This window comes from Azospirillum sp. HJ39, from assembly GCF_041507355.1.
GTDB classification, from domain to species: Bacteria; Pseudomonadota; Alphaproteobacteria; order Azospirillales; family Azospirillaceae; genus Azospirillum; species Azospirillum thiophilum.
Map to the genome: position 1 here is coordinate 1005661 of NZ_CP167911.1, position 18909 is coordinate 1024569.

Below are 18909 nucleotides of genomic sequence, written 5' to 3' on the forward strand. Positions count from 1 at the left end.
ACGCTTGAGTTGTTGTCGAAGATACTTACTCTTCTAAGTATGTTGCGCCCCCCGCCCATGGACACCCTGTCGCACCGGCCGCTCGCCGGTGCCGACATCCCGGCCGTCTGCGGTTTCCCGCGCACGGCGGAGGAGCTGTATTTCCTGTTTCCCCGCGCGGTGTGGCCGCTGACGCCCGACCAGATCCGGGCGTCCCTGGACAGCCGCCGCGACCCCACCGTTGCGACCGTGACCGCGGACGGGCGGGAGCGTGTCGTCGGCTATGCCAATTACGCGACGTTCGAGGATGGGCGGACCGCCAGCATCGGCAATGTCAGCGTCGACCCGGCGCTGCGCCGCCGCGGCATCGCCGAGTATCTGGTGCGGACGATGATCGGCCGCGCCTTCGATCATTATCGCCTGCCGGAACTGACGCTCTATTGCTTCAACACCAACACCCCGGCGCTGCTGCTCTATGCCAAGCTGGGCATGACCCCGGTCGCGCTGGAGACGCGGGTGACGCCGCAGGGCGACCCCATCGCGCTGTTCAAGCTGCGGCTGGAGCGGGCCGGCTAAGCAGGTTTTCCGAACTCCGCCCACGAATGGGCGGGCTCGGAAAACCTGCAAAACCATAGAGTCCGCAGGTTTCTCCAGGCCGGGCCTGTGGCCCGATCTGGAGAAACCTGCTTAGGCGGCAACGCGCATCGCCGCCCGAGGAAACGCCCTAACCGCTGGCGATCCGGCGGTTAGGGCGTATAGTCGCTGCATATGCAGGTCGAGCGACGGAGGGAACGGATGAGCGGGACTGTGGCGGATGCGAACCGGCGGACGGTCCTGGCCGGGCTGGCCGCCGGCGGCGCCTGCCTTTTCGTGGCGGGTGGTGCGCAGGCGATCACCGCGCAGCCGCGGTCGGATTATGGCGCCATGCTCGATGCCGCCTGCGGTGCGACGGCCGACCACAAGAGGCAGATCGCGGCGGTCGAAAGCGCGCTTGGCGTCACGCTGCCGGACGAGCGGGTCGCGGAGGTGCTGCGGCGGACCCAATGTCCGTCCTGCGGCTGCCCGCTGGCCTTGGCTGCGGTGGGGCCGAATGGCGGCATGGGCGCCTTCTGATTTTCCCTGCGGCCGGAGGGACGGTCGGCAATCGTTGCGGCGCGCGACTGCGGGTGATAGCTTCGCGGCCGATTTCCAATGTTTTGGAAGAGAGTAGAGGCATGTCGCTCGACAAGGCCACGGTGGCCAAGATCGCGCATCTGGCCCGCATCAAGGTGCCGGACGAGGAACTGGAATCCCTGGCTGGGGAACTGAGCCAGATTCTGACCTTCGTGGAACAACTGAACGAGGTCGACACGAAGGACGTGCCGCCGATGACCAGCGTCGCCGCGCAAAAGCTGCGCCGCCGCAAGGACGAGGTCACCGACGGCGGCTATGCCGCGCAGGTCCTGTCGAACGGGCCGGAGACGGCCGAAGGGTTCTTCGTCGTGCCGAAGGTGGTCGAGTGATGACGGCGCTTACGCATCTCACCATGGCCGGGGCCCTCGACGGTCTCGCCAAGAAGGAGTTCACCGCGGTCGAACTGGCCGAGGCGCATGTGCGCGCGGTCGAGGCGGTGCGCCCCTTCAACATCTTCATCACCGAGACGCCGGACGCCGCCCTGTCGATGGCCAAGGCCAGCGACGAGCGCCGGGCGAAGGGCGAGGCCGGTCCGATGGACGGCCTGCCCATCGCGGTGAAGGACCTGTTCTGCACCAAGGGCGTCGCCACCACCGCCGGCAGCCACATCCTCGACGGCTTCAAGCCCGAGTATGAGTCGACGGTGACGTCCCAGCTGTGGCGCGACGGCGCCGTCATGCTGGGCAAGGTGAATTTGGACGAGTTCGCCATGGGCTCGGCCACCATCACCGCCCACCAGGGCGAGACGGTCAGCCCGTGGAGCCCCGGCGCGCCGGGGGCGTGGGAACGGAAGATCGTCGCCGGCGGTTCGTCCGGCGGTTCGGCCGCGGTCATCGCGGCGCGTGCCGCGCTGGGCGCCACCGGCACCGACACCGGCGGCTCGATCCGCCAGCCGGCCGGCTACACCGGCACCGTCGGCATCAAGCCGACCTACGGCCGCTGCTCGCGCTGGGGCATCGTCGCCTACGCCTCCTCGCTGGACCAGGCCGGGCCGATGACCCGCACCGTCGAGGATGCGGCGATCATGCTGCGCTCGATGTGCGGCTTCGACCCCAAGGACTCGACCTCGGTCGACATGGCGGTGCCGGATTTCCGCGCCGCGCTGACCGGCGACATCCGCGGCCTGCGCGTCGGCATTCCGAAGGAATACCGGGTCGAGGGGCTGTCGCCCGAGATCGACGCGCTGTGGGACCAGGGCATCGCCTGGCTGAAGGAGGCCGGCGCCGAGCCGGTCGAGATCAGCCTGCCGCACACCAAATACGCGCTGGCCGCCTATTACATCATCGCGCCGGCCGAGGCGTCGTCCAACCTCGCGCGCTATGACGGCGTGCGCTACGGCCTGCGGGTCGAGGGCGGCAGCCTCAGCGAGATGTACGAGAACACCCGCGGCGCCGGCTTCGGCAAGGAAGTGCAGCGCCGCATCCTGATCGGCACCTATGTGCTGTCGGCCGGCTATTACGACGCCTATTACAACAAGGCCCGTCAGGTGCGCACCCGCATCAAGTGGGACTTCGACGAGGCGTTCAAGAGCTGCGACGTCATCCTGACGCCGACCGCCCCCAGCACGCCGTTCGCCATCGGCGAGAAGATGGACGATCCGGTGCAGATGTACCTGAACGACGTCTTCACCGTTCCGATCAACCTCGCCGGGCTTCCGGCCATGTCGGTTCCGGCCGGCCTGGGCGCCGACGGCCTGCCGCTCGGCCTCCAGCTGATCGGCCGCCCCTTCGACGAGGAGACGCTGCTGCGCGTCGGCCAGGTCGTCGAGAAGGCCGCCGGCTTCACCGCGGTTCCGCCCTTCGTGGCGTGACGCGGACGTTGTGACCGGGAAAAGGGCCGGCTCGCGTGAGCCGGCCCTTTTCGTTTGGGGCAATACCCTTGGCGAGAATGGATGAGTTCGCAAAGCGACGATAATCCCCTCTCCCGCCCAGCGGGGGAGGGTTAGGGAGGGGGCATCGTCAGCCGACGCCTATCCGTCACGCCCCGCCGATGCCCTGCACATAGGTCTCGCCGGTCTTGGGGTCGATATTTTCGCCCGTCCCCGGCGTGCCCGGCGGGGCTTCGTCCCTGTCGCTCATCGGCTCCACCGCCGGCTTCACCGGGACCGGCTTGGTCGCCGGGCGGTCGCTGCCCGGATGGTCGGTGCCGGACCGGTCGCTCTGCGGCGGATCGGATGTCCTGTCCTCGGCCATGGCGGCATTCTCCCTCTGATGGACGCGTCTCCCCCACCAACAGGCCGGCTGCCGCTTCGTCACTCCGTCCCCTACTATTCGGCGGCCTCCAGCGCGACGCGGGCCAGCTCCAGCAGCTTCTTGTCCACCTCCTCCTCGTCATAGCCGGGGTTGTCGGCCAGGGAATCGCGCAGGCGCATGGAGATCAGCTCGCCGGTGTGGTGCTTGTCGTAGAGGCGGACGTCGCCCAATGCCTTGGCGACGCGGTGCAGCCGGTCACGGTCCATCATGGTCTCCCCTCTTGGTCGGTGACGCGGAAACAGGCTGGAGGGCGCATCATTCCCGGCCTGCCCATAGCCCTTGCGCCGTACTGCGCCTGGATGCCGGAACAGGGACCGGCCGTTCCGCGTCCCTTCTGTGCAGCGATCACCGCGATTGGGGGCGAAGGCATGGATCCGGGACGCGATTCGGGACGCGATCAACGGCGCGAACTGCTCACCCGCGTGCGCCTCGTCGTCGAACATTACGAGCGTCACAGCACCGCCGGGCCGACGATCATGCGCGGGGTGCGCTACGACCTCGCGGTGCGGGCGACCGATCTGAACGGCGACGGCTGCCTGTTCCCCGCCTGCACCTGCGCGAAAGCGGATTGTGCGGAGCGCAAGGGATGTGTCCCGCCGGATATCGGTGTGTGGATCGACCAGGCCAAAAAAGAAAACCGCCCCCGGCGCGAACCGGGAGCGGCTTTCGAATGATGCAGGACCCGAAGCGGCGCCCGTTGCCGGACGCCGCAAGGCAACATCAGACCGAGTAGTACATCTTGTACTCGATCGGGTGCGGCATGGTCTCGAAGGCCATCATCTCTTCCGTGCGGAGGTCGATGTAGCCCTCGATCATGTCGGCCGAGAACACGTCGCCCTTCTTCAGGTACTCGTTGTCCTCGCGCAGCGCGGTGAGCGCCTCGCGCAGCGAGCCGCAAACCGTCGGAACCTTGGCCAGCTCGTCCGGCGGCAGGTCGTACAGGTTCTTGTCCATCGCGTCGCCGGGGTGGATCTTGTTCTGGATGCCGTCCAGGCCGGCCATCAGCATGGCGGCGAAGGCCAGGTACGGGTTGGCCGACGGATCCGGGAAGCGGACCTCGACGCGCTTGCCCTTCGGCGAGGCGACGTACGGGATGCGGCAGGACGCCGAACGGTTGCGGGCCGAGTAGGCCAGCAGGACCGGGGCCTCATAGCCCGGGACCAGGCGCTTGTAGCTGTTGGTCGACGGGTTGGTGAAGGCGTTCAGCGACTTGGCGTGCTTGATGATGCCGCCGATGTAGTACAGCGCCAGCTCCGACAGGTCGGCATACTGGTTGCCGGCGAACAGCGGCTGGCCGTCCTTCCAGATCGACTGGTGGCAGTGCATGCCCGAGCCGTTGTCGCCGAACACCGGCTTCGGCATGAAGGTGGCCGACTTGCCGTAGGCGTGGGCGACGTTGTGCACCACGTACTTGTAGTACTGCATGTTGTCGCCGGTGCGGACCAGCGTGTCGAACTTGATGCCCAGCTCGTGCTGGGCGGCAGCCACCTCGTGGTGGTGCTTCTCGACCGGGACGCCCATCTCGGCCAGCACGCTCAGCATCTCGGCGCGCAGGTCGTTGGCGCTGTCGATCGGCGCAACCGGGAAATAGCCGCCCTTGGTGCCCGGGCGGTGGCCCAGGTTGCCGTCCTCATAGTCCTTGCCCGACGAGTAGGAACCCTCGTCCGAGGCGAACTCGTAGGAAACCTTGTTCATGTCGACCGAGTACTTGACGTCGTCGAACACGAAGAACTCGGCTTCCGGGCCGAAGAAGACGGTGTCGCCGATGCCGGCCGACGCGGTGTACTTCTCGGCGGCCTTGGCGATGCCGCGCGGGCAGCGGGCGTAGGAGCCGCCGGTGCCCGGATCATAGACGTCGCAGAGGATGTTCAGCGTCGGCTGGGCGGCGAACGGATCCATCACGGCCGTCGTCGGGTCCAGCTTCAGGATCATGTCCGACTCTTCGATGCCCTTCCAGCCGGCGATCGAGGAACCGTCGAACATGATGCCGTCCTCGAACACGTCCTCGTCGATGGTCGAGACGTGCTGGGCGGTGTGGTGCAGCTTGCCGCGCGGGTCGGTGAAGCGCAGGTCCACGTACTTGACGTCGTGTTCCTTGATCAGGTCGAAGACCTTGCTGATGTCGGACATGTCTCTTTTTCCACGCTTTAAGAGGGTTGGGTCCCGCTGCGTCAAACCGCTGACGGGGTCCGATGGAGACCCCGGTTGCGGAGGGCGGCGCTTGCGGCGGACGTTATCTCACGCCTTTCTTCCCCGCACAACGCGCCAACCCAAAAAGTCGCACGTCCGCCATAGGCGGCCATCGGCCGTTCGGCGGAGGGTGCGGCCGGGGCCGGCGGGAAGGGGAAGGGAAAACGGCGCATGTTGGCGGGTGCTGGTCGGTTGGAGGGGATCAGGGCCGCACGCGATCAGATCGCGTCGGCACCCTTCTCGCCGGTGCGGATGCGGACCACTTCCTCCACGGGCGTGACGAAGATCTTGCCGTCGCCGATGCGGCCGGTGTGAGCGGCCTGCTGGATCGCCTCGATCGCCCGTTCCACCAGGGAATCTTCCATCACCACTTCGATCTTCACCTTCGGCAGGAAATCCACGACGTATTCCGCGCCCCGGTAAAGCTCCGTGTGGCCCTTCTGGCGGCCGAAGCCCTTGGCTTCGGTGACGGTGATCCCCTTGATCCCGACCTCGTGAAGGGCTTCCTTCACCTCGTCGAGTTTGAACGGCTTGATGATGGCTTCGATCTTCTTCATGGGTCTCTCGTGTACGAGGTGCCAACGCCGGCAGGCACCGTCCACGGCACTGCCGACAACGACGACGGTAAGCATGGAGCGTGCCACATTCGGCCGATCCGGTCCGGCGGCACCGACGCTGGTCATAAGACGGTTGGATGCCGTCCGATGGGGCAGGGTGCTGCCGAAGGATGCGGCGGAGTGAACAATATTTGTGCAAATGGCGCAAGCGATCCGCGCATTCGCACCGCCGCGGAGGGCCCCGCGGTCGGGGAATTGGGAGCGGAACGGTGTCCGGGAACTTTTTTCGATGGCGTGAAAAAAGCCGCTTGACCGGACATCCGCTCTTGGAGCATAACGCGGCTCCCGACGGCGGCGACGCTGACGGCGGCGGTGGTAGCTCAGTTGGTAGAGCCCTCGGTTGTGGTCCGAGTGGTCGTGGGTTCGAGTCCCATCCATCGCCCCATTCCCTCTTCAAATCATACGCAAAACCCGATTTCTCGACGTCCGCACGGCTGGCCCGCCGTTTTGCGGGCGTTTATGCTTGTCCGCATCGTCCGATCCGGGTGAAGAGCTTGCCAACGGGTAGAGTGGGCGTGCATATGCTCGCCCTCGTGAAGGCCAGGGCCGGGGGAGTGGGGGATGGATGAGCTTCTGTCCGTCGCGGAGATGTATCGGGCCGACCAGCTGGCCATCGCCGCCGGAGTGCCAGGCCCGGCCCTGATGGAGGCCGCCGGCGCCGCGGTGGTCCGCGCGGTGTGCGAGCGCTGGGCGCCGCACCCGACCGCCGTGCTCTGCGGTCCCGGCAACAATGGCGGCGACGGTTTCGTCATCGCCCGCCTGCTGCTGGAGGCCGGCTGGCCGGTGCGGCTGGCGCTGCTCGGCACCCGGTCGGCGCTGAGCGGCGACGCCGCGGTGGCGGCCGAGCGCTGGCCCGGCCCGATCGAGGCCGCCGACCCCTACATCCTCAAGGGCAACCCGCTGGTCATCGACGCCCTGTTCGGCGCCGGGCTGTCGCGTCCGCTCGACGGCCTCGCCCGCGCCGTCGTCGAGGCGATGGAGGGGCGCACGGTGGTCGCGGTCGACGTGCCGAGCGGCCTGCACGGCGACAGCGGCCGCGTGCTCGGCGCCGCGCCCCAGGCGGCGCTGACCGTCACCTTCTTCCGCCGCAAGCCCGGCCATGTGCTGCTGCCCGGCCGCACCCTGTGCGGCGAGGTGGTGGTCGCCGACATCGGAATTCCCGACCGGGTGCTGGACGGCATCGCGCCGCAGACCGCGGTGAACGACCCGTCGCTGTGGCGCCACCGCTTTCCCTGGCCGGCGCTGGACGGCCACAAATATGGGCGCGGCCATGCGGTGGTGCTGGGCGGAGCGCGGATGACCGGCGCGGCGCGGCTGGCATCGGTCGCGGCGCTGCGGGCCGGGGCCGGGCTGGTCACCGTCGCCTGTCCGCCCGATGCCTTTCCCATCTATGCGGCCGGCTGCCCCAGCGTGATCGTCGAGCCGCTGGAGGATGCCGGAGCCTTCGGCCGGCTGCTGCAGGATACGCGGAAGAATGCCGTGCTGCTCGGGCCGGGAGCCGGCCGCGGCGCCCACACCCGCGCCGCGGTGCTGGAGGCGCTGGAGGCCCACCGGGCCTGCGTGCTCGACGCCGACGCGCTGACCAGCTTCGCCGATTCGACGGACGACCTGCTCGACCGGCTCGACAAGCGCTGCGTCCTCACCCCGCATGAAGGGGAGTTCGCCCGGCTGTTCGGCGATTCGGTCGGGATGGACGGCGACAAGCTGTCTCGGGTGCGTGCCGCCGCGGCGCGGTCGGGCGCCGTTGTCGTGCTGAAGGGGGCCGACAGCGTGGTCGCTGCGCCCGATGGCCGCGCCGTGGTCAACGTCAACGCACCGCCCGACCTGGCGACCGCCGGCACCGGCGACGTGCTGGCCGGCATCGTTCTGGGGCTGCTGGCGCAGGGCATGGACGCGTTCGAGGCTGCCTGCACCGCGGTCTGGCTGCATGGCGAGGCCGGGTGCATGCTCGGCCCCGGCATGATCTCCGACGATCTGGCCGGCGCCCTGCCGGGCGTGCTGAGGGCGTTGAAGGCGCAGGGTTAGGTCGGGGCGGGGCACTTCCGACGGCCGAGTTCGCGCGCCCACTTGCAGCGCAGCCGCGGCGGGGCCAGACTCAGGGGTATGAGCGACGTACCCGACACCTCCGCCTCTCATCCTGGCGCCACTCATCCTCCTGCCGGCCCGAACCCCGCGCCGCCGGATGCCGTGCCGCCGGCCCAGCCCGGATTCCTCGACCGTGCGCTGGACAATCTGCGCACCCGCTGGCGCGAGGTCGCCGCCTCGGCCCGCGGCGCCGTCGGCGCCCCGCCGCGCACCCATCTGCCCAAGGAGGATGCCGAGCGGCTGAAGGAGCGGATCGAGGCCTGCCTCGAATCGCGCGGCGGCGAGGTTTCGGCCCGCGCCCGCGCCGCGCAGCTCGGCCGCACCTATCTGGCGCTCGACCCCCAGGGCCGGCGCAATTTCCTGCTGATGCTGGCGCGCGACTTCGACGTCGACCGCGACGCGGTGACGGAGGCGATGGCGACCTTCCAGGCGGCGGCCGACCCGGTGGCCCGCGGCCATGCCGAACGGGCGCTTCGCCGCGCGCTGGAGCCGCCGCGCCTCCGGTTGCTGACCCAGTTCAACGCTTTGCCGGAAGGGGTGAAGTTCCTGGTCGACCTGCGGGCCGAGTTGATGGGGATGGCGCGCGGCGAACCGCTGCTGCAGGCGCTGGAAGACGACCTGAAGAACCTGCTGCGCGCTTGGTTCGACGTCGGTTTCCTGGAGATGCACCGCATCACCTGGGACAGCCCGGCGTCGCTGCTGGAGAAGCTGATCAAGTACGAGGCGGTGCACGAGATCAGCGGCTGGCAGGATTTGAAGGACCGGCTCGATTCGGATCGCCGCTGCTTCGCCTTCTTCCATCCGCGCATGCCGCACGAGCCGCTGATCTTCGTCGAGGTGGCGCTGGTCCAGGGCATGTCGGACAACGTCCAGGCGCTGCTCGACCCAACCGCCCCGGTCTGCGACCCGAAGAGCGCCGACAGCGCCATCTTCTATTCGATCTCCAACGCGCAGGTCGGGCTGGCCGGCATCAGCTTCGGCAATTTCCTGATCAAGCGCGTGGTCGACGGGCTGGCCGCGGAGTTCCCCAACATCAAGTGCTATGCCACCCTGTCGCCGATCCCGGGGTTCCGCCGCTGGTTCGACGCCGCGCTCGACCGCGATGGCGACGCCGTGCTGACCAACGCGGAGGCCGAGCGCATCGCCGGGCGGCTGACCGAGTTGGAGCTGGCCGACGACGGTGCCGAGGTGCCGGTGGAAGACGGGGATGAGGTCGCGATCGACGAGACGCCGCTGCTTGCGCGCGTGCTGGCCCGTCCGGGATGGGCCGGGGACGAGGAATTGCAGCGGCACCTGCGCGGCCCGCTGATGCGCATGTGCGTCCATTACCTGACGGCGGTCCAGGAGGCGAGGGGCGGCGGCCGCGCCCGGGCGCTGGATCCGGTGGCACATTTCCACCTGACCAACGGCGCCCGGATGGAGCGGCTCAACTGGCTTGCCGACCGGTCGCCCAAGGGGCTGGCCCAGTCGCTCGGCCTGATGATCAACTACCGCTACCGGCTGGGCGAGATCGACGCCAACCACGAGGCCTACACCGGCGAGGGGCGCATCATCGCCTCCTCCTCCGTACGGTCGCTGGGCAAGGCCGGCGGCTGAGGGAATCGGCGGCGCGCGGCGATGAGGGAGGACAGGCCATTTTGCCTGTTTGCTTCCCGCAGGCTGTGCTATAGACCGGACTTCGCCGGCGGTCCGACGGGTGTCACGGCACCCGTCGCGGCTGCCTTTTGCCATGAACGCGGGCGTGGCGGAATTGGTAGACGCGCTGGATTTAGGTTCCAGTGACTTCGGTCGTATGGGTTCAAGTCCCTTCGCCCGCACCATGGCAACACCTTGGACCGCATGAACAACACGGATTCGGGCCGCCTGGACGGGCGCCGCCGGGCCGGAACAACGAGATAGGCTTTCGTTCCGATGAACATCACCGAGACCAGCACCGACGGCCTCAAGCGCGAATTTCAGGTCGTCATTTCCGCCAAGGACATCGAAGAGAAGGTGAACGGCAAGCTGGAAGAGCTGCGCCGTACGGTGCAGCTGCCGGGCTTCCGTCCGGGCAAGGTGCCGGTCACCGTGATCAAGCAGCGCTATTTCGGCGGCGTGCTGTCCGAGGTGCTGGAGGACGCCATCTCCGACAGCTCGCGCCAGGTGCTGAGCGAGCGCGGCCTGCGCGTCGCGCTCCAGCCGAAGATCGAGGTCGAGAAGTACGAGGAGAACGGCGACCTCTCCTACAAGATGGCCGTCGAGCTGCTGCCGGACGTCGAGCCGGGCGACTTCTCGGGCATCGAGCTGGAGAAGCCGGTCGCCGAGGTCACCGACGAGTCGGTCGAGGAGGCGCTGGCCCGCCTGGCGTCGGCCCAGTCGACCCAGGCCCCGGTCACCGACGACCGCGCCGCCGAGATGGGCGACATCGCCGTCATCGACTTCGCGGGCACCGTCGACGGCGAGGCCCTGCCGGGCATGGACGGCAAGGACTACCCGCTGGAGCTGGGCGCCGGCCGCTTCGTGCCGGGCTTCGAGGAGCAGGTGGTCGGCGCCAAGGCCGGCGAGCACCGCACCGTCACCGTCACCTTCCCGGAAGACTACCCGCACGAGCGCCTGAAGGGCGCGGCGACCGTCTTCGAAGTCGACGTGAAGGAGCTGCGCAAGAACGTCCCGGCCGAGGTCAATGACGAACTCGCCAAGGAGTTCGGCATGGAGAGCCTGGAGAAGATGCGCGAAGCCATCCGCGACCGCATCAAGGGCGAGTATGCCGGCCTGTCGCGCCTGCGCGTGAAGCGCCAGCTGCTCGACAAGCTGGCCGAGGCCCATTCGTTCGAGGTGCCGGCCGGCATGGTCGACATCGAGTTCGAGGGCATCTGGGCCCGCCTGCAGGAAGAGCTGAAGAACGGCACCGCCGGCGAGGATGCCGACAAGTCCGAGGACGAGCTGAAGGCCGAGTACCGCTCGATCGCCGAGCGCCGCGTCCGCCTGGGGCTGCTGCTGTCGGAAGTCGGCCGCCGCAACAACATCCAGGTCACCCAGGACGAGGTGAACCGCGCCCTGATCAACGAGGCCCGCCGCTTCCCCGGCCAGGAGCGTCAGGTGTTCGAGTTCTTCAAGCAGAACCAGCAGGCGCTGGAAAACCTGCGCGCCCCGATCTTCGAGGACAAGGTGGTCGATCACATCCTGGATCAGGCCAAGGTGACCGAGAAGACCGTCAGCGTCGAGGAGCTGAGCAAGGACGAGGACGAGACCGGCGGCGAGGCCGCCGCGGCCTAAACTCCCAAAAGGAGTGGGGGCGGGCTACCATCCGCCCCCATAGGTTCCTATATGTGGTTCCGTACCGGCAACGATCACCGGTTCAGCCAACTGCGGGGGCAGGGAAGAACACATGTACGACTTCGAGCCGAAGATGAATGCTCTGGTCCCGATGGTCATCGAACAGACCAACCGGGGCGAGCGCGCGTACGACATCTATTCGCGCCTGCTGAAGGAACGGATCATCTTCCTGATCGGCGGAGTGAACGACGCCGTCGCCAGCCTGATCTGCTCGCAGCTGCTGTTCCTTGAGTCGGAGAACCCGAACAAGGACATCGCTCTCTACATCAATTCGCCGGGCGGCTACGTGTCCGCCGGCCTCGCCATCTACGACACCATGCAGTACATCCGTCCGCAGGTGTCGACGGTGTGCATGGGGCAGGCGGCGTCGATGGGATCGCTGCTGCTGACCGCCGGCGCGCCGGGCAAGCGTTTCTCGCTGCCGAACAGCCGCATCATGATCCACCAGCCGTCGGGCGGCGCCCAGGGCCAGGCCTCGGACATCGAGATCCAGGCGCAGGAGATCCTGAAGCTGCGCTCGCGCCTGAACGACATCTACGTCAAGCATACCGGGCAGGATCTCGACACCATCGAGACCGCCATGGAGCGCGACAAGTTCATGTCTCCGGAAGAGGCGAAGGCCTTCGGCCTGATCGACGAGGTGGTCGAGAAGCGCCCCGGCGTGGACCACCATTCCTGAGCCCTTCCAACAAAGGGTTGATCGGGTCGTGACGCTGTTGTTGAATGGCAGTGACACGATCCGGTCATCAGGGCGAAACCTGGTGTGCGGATCGTGATGCGTCGCAAAACCGGCGCATGACCTTGTCGCGGGCGTCGTCCGCGATAACCTGAGTAGGACCGGCGTCGGGGGGCGCCGCGAACGGGCATGGTCCTCGAGGATCACGCCTCCCGCGAGATGACGGAGTACCGATGAGCAAGTCCAGCAGCGGCGATTCGAAGAATACGCTCTACTGCTCCTTTTGCGGCAAGAGCCAGCACGAGGTCCGCAAGCTGATTGCCGGTCCGACGGTGTTCATCTGCGATGAATGCGTCGAGCTGTGCATGGACATCATTCGCGAGGAGAACAAGACGACCCTCGTGAAGTCCCGCGACGGGGTCCCGACTCCGCGCGACATTCATGCGGTACTCGACGATTACGTGATCGGACAGTCCTACGCCAAGCGTGTGCTGTCGGTGGCGGTCCATAACCATTACAAGCGACTCGCCCACGGGACGAAGCACAACGACGTCGAGCTGGCGAAGTCGAACATCCTGCTGATCGGCCCGACCGGCTGCGGCAAGACGCTGCTGGCCCAGACGCTGGCCCGCATCATCGACGTTCCCTTCACCATGGCCGACGCGACGACGCTGACCGAGGCCGGCTATGTCGGCGAGGATGTCGAGAACATCATCCTCAAGCTGCTGCAGGCCGCCGACTACAACGTCGAGCGCGCCCAGCGCGGCATCGTCTACATCGACGAGGTCGATAAGATCAGCCGCAAGTCCGACAACCCGTCGATCACGCGCGACGTGTCGGGCGAGGGCGTGCAGCAGGCCCTGCTGAAGATCATGGAGGGCACCGTCGCCTCGGTGCCGCCGCAGGGCGGGCGCAAGCATCCGCAGCAGGAGTTCCTGCAGGTCGACACCAGCAACATCCTGTTCATCTGCGGCGGCGCCTTCGCCGGGCTGGACAAGATCATCGCCCAGCGCGGCAAGGGCACCAGCATCGGCTTCGGCGCCGACGTGCGGTCGGCCGACGAGCGCGCCACCGGCGAGATCCTGCATGAGGTCGAGCCCGAGGATCTGCTGAAGTTCGGCCTGATCCCCGAGTTCATCGGGCGCCTGCCGGTGCTGGCCACCCTGTCCGACCTGGACGAGGGCGCGCTGGTCGAGATCCTGAGCAAGCCGAAGAACGCCCTGGTCAAGCAGTACCAGCGCCTGTTCGAGATGGAGGACGTCCATCTGGAGTTCTCCGAGGACGCGATGAGGGCCATCGCCCACAAGGCGATCGCCCGCAAGACCGGTGCGCGCGGCCTTCGCTCGATCATGGAAGCCATCCTGCTCGACCCGATGTTCGACCTGCCCGGCCTTACCGGCATCGAAAGCATCCTGGTCAACAAGGAAGTGGTCGAAGGACGGGCCAAGCCGCTCTACGTCCATGCCGAGCGGCGCAGCGAGGCGCCCGGCGCATAAGCTCCCGGCACATAAGCTCGTTGACGACGGTTCGGGTACAACGAAAAGGGGCGCTTCGGCGCCCCTTTTTTCGTTCAGGAGAATGGCGGCGCCTGGAAGAATGATTCGGGGATGCAAAAAGATTCTCGATATTCAACTGCGTCAGGGATGTTCCACTGAGCGGCAAATTTAAGAAATCTAAAGGTTGATGCCGTTATGATCGGCGAATGATTGGACTGGCTGGACCAGCCACCTTGTTCATTTGGCTCGTCTTCTGTGGCTTCCGGCTATTCGCGTAAGAATGTTTTGGTGGGCGGGCAATGAAAATACGGAATTTCCTTTATGTTTGTCTGGCCTGCGTCGGGGTGGTTTCTGCCGTCCCCGCGACGTGGCTGGCGGTCCAGGAAACCGCATCGGCCGGCCGGGCCTCCGGCGCACGGAGCATCGTGGATGTGCTGGGTGCGGCCACGGCATTGAACGAAGCCCTGGCGCTTGAACGCGGCGTCGTCAACCTGCCGCTGACGGCCGGCACGGTCATCGAGGCCGCGGGCCGCGAGTCCCTGGCGAAGGCGCGGGCGCAGTCGGACAAGGCGCTTGCCGGTTATGTCGCCGCGGCGCGGGCGCTCGACGACCCGAAGGCCGAGCGCGAGGTCGGCGGGCTGGCGGGCAGCCTGTCGGATGTCCGCAGCCAGGCCGACGGCTGGTTGGCCAAGGATCGCGCCGGCCGGCCGGCGGATGCATCGGCGCAGTTCTTCGCCGGCATGGTCAAGGTGACCGGGCAGGTCGGCGTGACGGTGAACCGTCTCGGTCACCGGTTGAACGAGCTCGACGCGGCCGTCGGCGACCGGGCCGACATCGCGATTCGTGCGGCCGGCCTGCGCGAGCAGGGCGGCCAGCAGTCCGTCCTGTATCTCCGGGCGCTGGGTACCGGAAAGCCGATGACTCCGGAGGCGGAGGCCGAGGCCATGATGCTGGAAGGGCGGATCATGGCGACTTGGGCATCCGTCGAGGACGACATCGTCGGCGGCGAGATGGAGTCGGCGCTCCATACCGCCCTGGAGGGCGCGCGCAAGGGCTATATCCAGGGCTTCGGCGCCTACAAGGCCCGTGTCCTTGCCGCCTCGCGTGCAGGCAAGCCCTATGACCTGGACGGTACGGAATGGCGGCGGTCCGCCTCTCCGCTGTTGCAGGATCTGCTGCTCATCCGCGACGCGGGATTCGCCGTCGGGCGGGACATGGCGGATGCCCATCGGGCCGCGGCCCTGCGATACCTGATGCTGGCGATCGGGGCGATCGCCGTCGGCTTCGCCGCGTTGATCGGCGTGGCGGTCGCCATCACCCGGCGGGCGTCCCGGCCGGTGGTCGAACTGGCCGAGGTCGTTGGGGCGATTGCCGGCGGGCAGCGCGACGTCGTCGTGCCGCATCGGCAACGGGCCGACGAGATCGGCGAGATGGCCGCGGCGATCGACGTGCTGCAGTCCCGTGCCCGCGAGGCCGACGACGCCGAGTCCCGGCGCCGGTCCGACCAGGAGGAGCGCGACCGCCACCGTCGCGAGATGGAACGGGCGACGCAGGACTTCGTGGCGCAGCTGGAATCGGTGGTCGGCCACCTGTCCACCACCGCGGAATCGGTGCGCGGAAATTCCGAACGGCTGTCGGCTGCTGCGGAAAGCGCCTCGTCGCTGTCGTCGTCGGTGGCGTCGGCATCGGAACTGGCAAACGGCAACATCCAGACGGTGGCGGCGGCGGCCGACCAGCTTCAATCCTCCATCGGCGAGATCAGCCGGCGAATCGACGATGCCTCGCGCATCGCCCAGGACGCGGTGCGTGAAGCCGGCAGCACCGCTGGAATCGTCGCGACGCTGGCCGACCGGGCGGCCGGGATCGGCTCGGTGGTCGATATGATCAGTTCGATCGCGTCGCAGACCAACCTGCTGGCGCTGAACGCCACCATCGAGGCGGCCCGCGCGGGCGAGGCCGGCAAGGGCTTTGCCGTGGTCGCCAACGAGGTGAAGAATCTTGCCGGCCAGACGGCGAAGGCGACCGACGACATCCAGCTCCGCGTCGGCGAAATCCGCGACGTCAGCGGCAGCGCGGTTACCGCCATCGGCGCGATCAGCCGCACCGTCACCGCGATCAGCGAGGCTGCGTCCGCGGTTGCGGCGGCGGTGGAGGAACAGAACGCCGCCACCCGCGAGATCGCCCGCAACATCCAGGCCGCCGCCCAGGGCACGGTCGAGGTGTCCGGCAGCATCGGGCAGGTCGCATCCACCGCGGAAAGCACGCGCGCCGCGTCGGGAGAGCTGTTGACGGCGTCGCGTGGCCTGACGCAGGAGGCCGGAACCCTGCGTACGACCGTCGATGGCTATGTAAGCCGCCTCAAAAGCGCCTGATCCGACGAAAACGTGGAAGGAAGCGGCGGTTTACGGTCGCGTTGCGGCTTGGAAACCGCCGGTGGGGCTCCTCACCCCCTTGAAGGGGGCTGGAGCGTGTGCCACGTTAGTCGGGTGCCGTAGGCAATCCCCGCGCTTATCCCGAGGCGGGTGGCCGTGTCAGGCCCATTCCGGGCTGGCGGCGATCCATTCATTGAGGCCCTGCCGATGATCGAACTCTCCCGTGGTGCCCTCTACCCGGTCCTGCCGCTGCGCGACATCGTGGTCTTCCCCCACATGATCGTGCCGCTGTTCGTCGGGCGCGAGAAGTCCGTGCGCGCGCTGGAAGACGTGATGAAGGATGACAAGCAGATCCTGCTGGTCACCCAGAAGAACGCCGCGCAGGACGATCCGACTCCGGCCGACATCTACAGCGTCGGCACCGTCGGCACCGTGTTGCAGTTGCTGAAGCTGCCGGACGGGACCGTCAAGGTGCTGGTGGAAGGCGGCCAGCGTGCTGCCATCACCAAGTTCGCCGACAATGAGGAGTTCTTCCAGGCCCAGGCCGAACTGGTCGAGGAGAAGACCGGCGAGAACCAGGAGCTGGAGGCGCTGAGCCGCGCCGTGGTCTCGCAGTTCGAACAGTACATCAAGCTGAACAAGAAGATTCCGCCCGAGGTTCTGGTTTCGATCAACCAGATCGAGGAATCGGGCAAGCTGGCCGACACCGTCGCCTCGCATCTGGCGCTGAAGATTCCGGAAAAGCAGCAGCTGCTGGAATGCGCCACCGTGTCGGAGCGTCTGGAACGCGTCTATGCCTTCATGGAAGGCGAGATCGGCGTGCTGCAGGTGGAAAAGCGCATCCGCAACCGCGTCAAGCGGCAGATGGAGAAGACCCAGCGCGAATACTACCTGAACGAGCAGCTGAAGGCGATCCAGAAGGAGCTCGGCGAGACCGAGGACGGCCGTGACGAATCGGCTGAACTGGAAGAGAAGATCAACAAGACCCGCTTCTCCAAGGAAGCCCGCGACAAGGCGCTTGCCGAGCTGAAGAAGCTGCGGTCGATGAGCCCGATGTCGGCGGAAGCGACCGTGGTGCGCAACTATCTGGATTGGATGCTGTCCATTCCGTGGAAGAAGCGCACCAAGGTGAAGCGCGACCTGAAGCTGGCCCAGAAGGTGCTGGACGCCGACCATTACGGTCTGGAGAAGGTCAAGGAACGCATCCTCGAGTATCTCGCCGTCCAGAACCGGATGAACAAGGTCAAGGGCCCGATCCTCTGCCTCGTCGGTCCGCCCGGCGTCGGCAAGACCTCGCTCGGCAAGTCGATCGCCAAGTCGACGGGACGCAACTTCGTCCGCATGTCGCTGGGCGGCGTCCGTGACGAGGCCGAGGTGCGCGGCCACCGCCGCACCTACATCGGCTCGATGCCCGGCAAGGTCATCCAGGGCATGAAGAAGGCCAAATCCTCCAACCCGCTCTTCCTGCTGGACGAGATCGACAAGCTCGGCGCCGATTGGCGCGGCGATCCGTCGTCCGCCCTGCTGGAGGTTCTGGATCCGGAGCAGAACGGCACCTTCAACGACCATTACCTCGAGGTCGACTACGACCTGTCCGACGTGATGTTCGTCTGCACCGCCAACACGATGCGCATGCCGCAGCCGCTGCTGGACCGCATGGAGATCATCCGCGTCGCCGGTTACACCGAGGACGAGAAGGTCGAGATCTCCAAGCGCCACCTGATCGAGAAGCAGATCGAGGCGAACGGCCTGAAGAAGGGCGAGTTCACCATTTCCGACGACGCGCTGCGCGATCTGGTCCGCTACTACACGCGGGAAGCCGGCGTCCGCTCGCTGGAGCGCGAGATCGCGAACCTGTGCCGCAAGGCGGTCAAGGAAATCCTGCTGAAGAGCACCAGCGGTGCCAAGGTTGCGGTCACCCGCCGGAACCTCGACAAATATGCCGGCGTCCGCCGCTTCCATTATGGCGAGGCGGAACTGGAGGATCTGGTCGGCGTGACCACCGGTCTGGCCTGGACGGAAGTCGGCGGCGAGTTGCTGTCGATCGAGGCGGTGGGCCTGCCCGGCAAGGGCCGCGTCACCACCACCGGCAAGCTGGGCGACGTGATGAAGGAATCGGTCCAGGCGGCCGAGAGCTACGTCAAGTCGCGCGCCGTCGCCTTCGGCATCAAGCCGACGCTGTTCGAGAAGAAGGACATCCACGTCCATGTTCCCGAAGGCGCCACGCCGAAGGACGGCCCGTCGGCCGGTGTCGCCATGGCCACCTCCATCGTCTCGGTGCTGACCGGCATTCCGGTGCGCAAGGACGTGGCGATGACCGGCGAGATCACGCTGCGCGGCCGGGTGCTGCCGATCGGTGGCCTGAAGGAGAAGCTGCTGGCCGCACTGCGCGGCGGCATCAAGCGGGTGCTGATCCCGAAGGACAACGAGAAGGATCTGGCCGACATCCCGGACAACGTGAAGCGCGGGCTGGACATCATGCCCGTCGCCACGGTGGACGAGGTGCTGCGCAACGCGCTGGTCCGTCCGCTGGAGCCGATCGAATGGACCGAGCAGGAGGTCGATCCGGCCGCTGCCAAGGTCCAGGAGAAGGCGGCCGACGGTGAGGGCCTGCGTCACTGATCCGGGGCGCGCGGTCCCGGCGGTACCGGGGCCGCTGCCGGACATGCGGCTTTCTGGATGAAACGAGCTTTGCCGCCCGTCGGGAATTGACGGGCGGCATACGCCGTGCTTATCCTTTGCTTTCAAAAAGTC

General features: G+C 67.2%; 16 protein-coding genes and 2 tRNA genes. 14 read left to right on the forward strand and 4 right to left on the reverse strand.

The window, feature by feature from the left end:
• Nucleotides 1-57 precede the first annotated feature (57 nt).
• The 4 genes from ABMY26_RS18115 (at nt 58) to gatA (ending at nt 2962) form a co-directional block, all read left to right on the forward strand.
• Nucleotides 58-555: a GNAT family N-acetyltransferase gene (locus ABMY26_RS18115; RefSeq protein WP_372398582.1), complete on the forward strand. Its 498-nt coding sequence runs from the start codon at nt 58-60 to the stop codon at nt 553-555.
• A gap of 219 nt (nt 556-774) precedes the next feature.
• Complete coding sequence (locus ABMY26_RS18120) at nt 775-1092, forward strand: hypothetical protein (RefSeq protein ID WP_045582049.1); 318 nt, start codon at nt 775-777, stop codon at nt 1090-1092.
• A gap of 101 nt (nt 1093-1193) precedes the next feature.
• Complete coding sequence (gene gatC, locus ABMY26_RS18125; protein ID WP_042691134.1) at nt 1194-1481, forward strand: Asp-tRNA(Asn)/Glu-tRNA(Gln) amidotransferase subunit GatC; 288 nt, start codon at nt 1194-1196, stop codon at nt 1479-1481.
• A complete protein-coding gene (gene gatA / locus ABMY26_RS18130) occupies nt 1481-2962 on the forward strand; it encodes an Asp-tRNA(Asn)/Glu-tRNA(Gln) amidotransferase subunit GatA (protein WP_372398583.1) in 1482 nt (493 codons plus the stop codon). The genes gatC and gatA overlap by 1 nt, the downstream gene beginning before the upstream one ends.
• Before the next feature lie 166 nt (nt 2963-3128).
• On the opposite strand, the gene ABMY26_RS18135 is transcribed toward gatA, so the two are convergent.
• Both ABMY26_RS18135 and ABMY26_RS18140 read right to left on the reverse strand, forming a co-directional pair.
• The gene (locus ABMY26_RS18135; protein WP_372398584.1) at nt 3129-3344 is read right to left on the reverse strand and encodes a hypothetical protein; all 216 of its coding nucleotides are present in this window, start codon (nt 3342-3344) and stop codon (nt 3129-3131) included.
• Between the two features lie 74 nt (nt 3345-3418).
• Nucleotides 3419-3613: a hypothetical protein gene (locus tag ABMY26_RS18140; RefSeq protein ID WP_372398585.1), complete on the reverse strand. Its 195-nt coding sequence runs from the start codon at nt 3611-3613 to the stop codon at nt 3419-3421.
• A 159-nt stretch (nt 3614-3772) separates the two neighbouring features.
• On the opposite strand from ABMY26_RS18140, the gene ABMY26_RS18145 reads away from it, so the two are divergent.
• Nucleotides 3773-4078 (forward strand): hypothetical protein, encoded by a 306-nt coding sequence (locus ABMY26_RS18145; RefSeq protein WP_372398586.1) that lies wholly within the window; start codon nt 3773-3775, stop codon nt 4076-4078.
• Nucleotides 4079-4124: 46 nt separating this feature from the next.
• Here the strand turns inward: ABMY26_RS18145 and glnA are convergent, their stop codons facing one another.
• Together glnA and ABMY26_RS18155 are read right to left on the reverse strand one after the other, a co-directional pair.
• A complete protein-coding gene (gene glnA / locus ABMY26_RS18150) occupies nt 4125-5534 on the reverse strand; it encodes a type I glutamate--ammonia ligase (protein WP_045582060.1) in 1410 nt (469 codons plus the stop codon).
• Nucleotides 5535-5812: 278 nt separating this feature from the next.
• Nucleotides 5813-6151 carry a P-II family nitrogen regulator gene (locus tag ABMY26_RS18155; protein WP_012974531.1) on the reverse strand — a complete coding sequence of 113 codons (339 nt, stop codon included), beginning with the start codon at nt 6149-6151 and terminating at the stop codon, nt 5813-5815.
• A 369-nt stretch (nt 6152-6520) separates the two neighbouring features.
• Here ABMY26_RS18155 and ABMY26_RS18160 point away from each other — a divergent pair.
• The 9 genes from ABMY26_RS18160 to lon all read left to right on the forward strand — a co-directional run bounded on the left by ABMY26_RS18160 (nt 6521) and on the right by lon (nt 18777).
• Nucleotides 6521-6596: transfer RNA gene (locus ABMY26_RS18160), tRNA-His, on the forward strand.
• A 176-nt stretch (nt 6597-6772) separates the two neighbouring features.
• Nucleotides 6773-8236: an NAD(P)H-hydrate dehydratase gene (locus tag ABMY26_RS18165; RefSeq protein ID WP_372398587.1), complete on the forward strand. Its 1464-nt coding sequence runs from the start codon at nt 6773-6775 to the stop codon at nt 8234-8236.
• Between the two features lie 78 nt (nt 8237-8314).
• The gene (locus tag ABMY26_RS18170; RefSeq protein ID WP_372398588.1) at nt 8315-9892 is read left to right on the forward strand and encodes a malonyl-CoA decarboxylase; all 1578 of its coding nucleotides are present in this window, start codon (nt 8315-8317) and stop codon (nt 9890-9892) included.
• A 139-nt stretch (nt 9893-10031) separates the two neighbouring features.
• Nucleotides 10032-10116: transfer RNA gene (locus ABMY26_RS18175), tRNA-Leu, on the forward strand.
• A gap of 91 nt (nt 10117-10207) precedes the next feature.
• Nucleotides 10208-11551, forward strand: a complete 1344-nt coding sequence (gene tig / locus ABMY26_RS18180; protein ID WP_372398589.1) for a trigger factor — start codon at nt 10208-10210, stop codon at nt 11549-11551.
• Between the two features lie 112 nt (nt 11552-11663).
• Nucleotides 11664-12290 carry an ATP-dependent Clp endopeptidase proteolytic subunit ClpP gene (clpP, locus tag ABMY26_RS18185; RefSeq protein WP_045582064.1) on the forward strand — a complete coding sequence of 209 codons (627 nt, stop codon included), beginning with the start codon at nt 11664-11666 and terminating at the stop codon, nt 12288-12290.
• Nucleotides 12291-12520: 230 nt separating this feature from the next.
• Complete coding sequence (gene clpX / locus ABMY26_RS18190) at nt 12521-13783, forward strand: ATP-dependent Clp protease ATP-binding subunit ClpX (RefSeq protein WP_149198333.1); 1263 nt, start codon at nt 12521-12523, stop codon at nt 13781-13783.
• Between the two features lie 425 nt (nt 13784-14208).
• Nucleotides 14209-16155: a methyl-accepting chemotaxis protein gene (locus ABMY26_RS18195; RefSeq protein ID WP_372398590.1), complete on the forward strand. Its 1947-nt coding sequence runs from the start codon at nt 14209-14211 to the stop codon at nt 16153-16155.
• 207 nt (nt 16156-16362) lie between these two features.
• Nucleotides 16363-18777 carry an endopeptidase La gene (gene lon, locus ABMY26_RS18200; RefSeq protein ID WP_372398591.1) on the forward strand — a complete coding sequence of 805 codons (2415 nt, stop codon included), beginning with the start codon at nt 16363-16365 and terminating at the stop codon, nt 18775-18777.
• Nucleotides 18778-18909: the final 132 nt, after the last annotated feature.

Bases quoted from the DNA above. Each gene is read 5' to 3' on its own strand.
- ABMY26_RS18115 (WP_372398582.1), top strand. From the start codon at position 58: ATGGACACCCTGTCGCACCGGCCGCTCGCCGGTGCCGACATCCCGGCC.
- ABMY26_RS18120 (WP_045582049.1), top strand. From the start codon at position 775: ATGAGCGGGACTGTGGCGGATGCGAACCGGCGGACGGTCCTGGCCGGG.
- gatC (WP_042691134.1), top strand. From the start codon at position 1,194: ATGTCGCTCGACAAGGCCACGGTGGCCAAGATCGCGCATCTGGCCCGC.
- gatA (WP_372398583.1), top strand. From the start codon at position 1,481: ATGACGGCGCTTACGCATCTCACCATGGCCGGGGCCCTCGACGGTCTC.
- ABMY26_RS18135 (WP_372398584.1), bottom strand. From the start codon at position 3,344: ATGGCCGAGGACAGGACATCCGATCCGCCGCAGAGCGACCGGTCCGGC.
- ABMY26_RS18140 (WP_372398585.1), bottom strand. From the start codon at position 3,613: ATGATGGACCGTGACCGGCTGCACCGCGTCGCCAAGGCATTGGGCGAC.
- ABMY26_RS18145 (WP_372398586.1), top strand. From the start codon at position 3,773: ATGGATCCGGGACGCGATTCGGGACGCGATCAACGGCGCGAACTGCTC.
- glnA (WP_045582060.1), bottom strand. From the start codon at position 5,534: ATGTCCGACATCAGCAAGGTCTTCGACCTGATCAAGGAACACGACGTC.
- ABMY26_RS18155 (WP_012974531.1), bottom strand. From the start codon at position 6,151: ATGAAGAAGATCGAAGCCATCATCAAGCCGTTCAAACTCGACGAGGTG.
- ABMY26_RS18165 (WP_372398587.1), top strand. From the start codon at position 6,773: ATGGATGAGCTTCTGTCCGTCGCGGAGATGTATCGGGCCGACCAGCTG.
- ABMY26_RS18170 (WP_372398588.1), top strand. From the start codon at position 8,315: ATGAGCGACGTACCCGACACCTCCGCCTCTCATCCTGGCGCCACTCAT.
- tig (WP_372398589.1), top strand. From the start codon at position 10,208: ATGAACATCACCGAGACCAGCACCGACGGCCTCAAGCGCGAATTTCAG.
- clpP (WP_045582064.1), top strand. From the start codon at position 11,664: ATGTACGACTTCGAGCCGAAGATGAATGCTCTGGTCCCGATGGTCATC.
- clpX (WP_149198333.1), top strand. From the start codon at position 12,521: ATGAGCAAGTCCAGCAGCGGCGATTCGAAGAATACGCTCTACTGCTCC.
- lon (WP_372398591.1), top strand. From the start codon at position 16,363: ATGATCGAACTCTCCCGTGGTGCCCTCTACCCGGTCCTGCCGCTGCGC.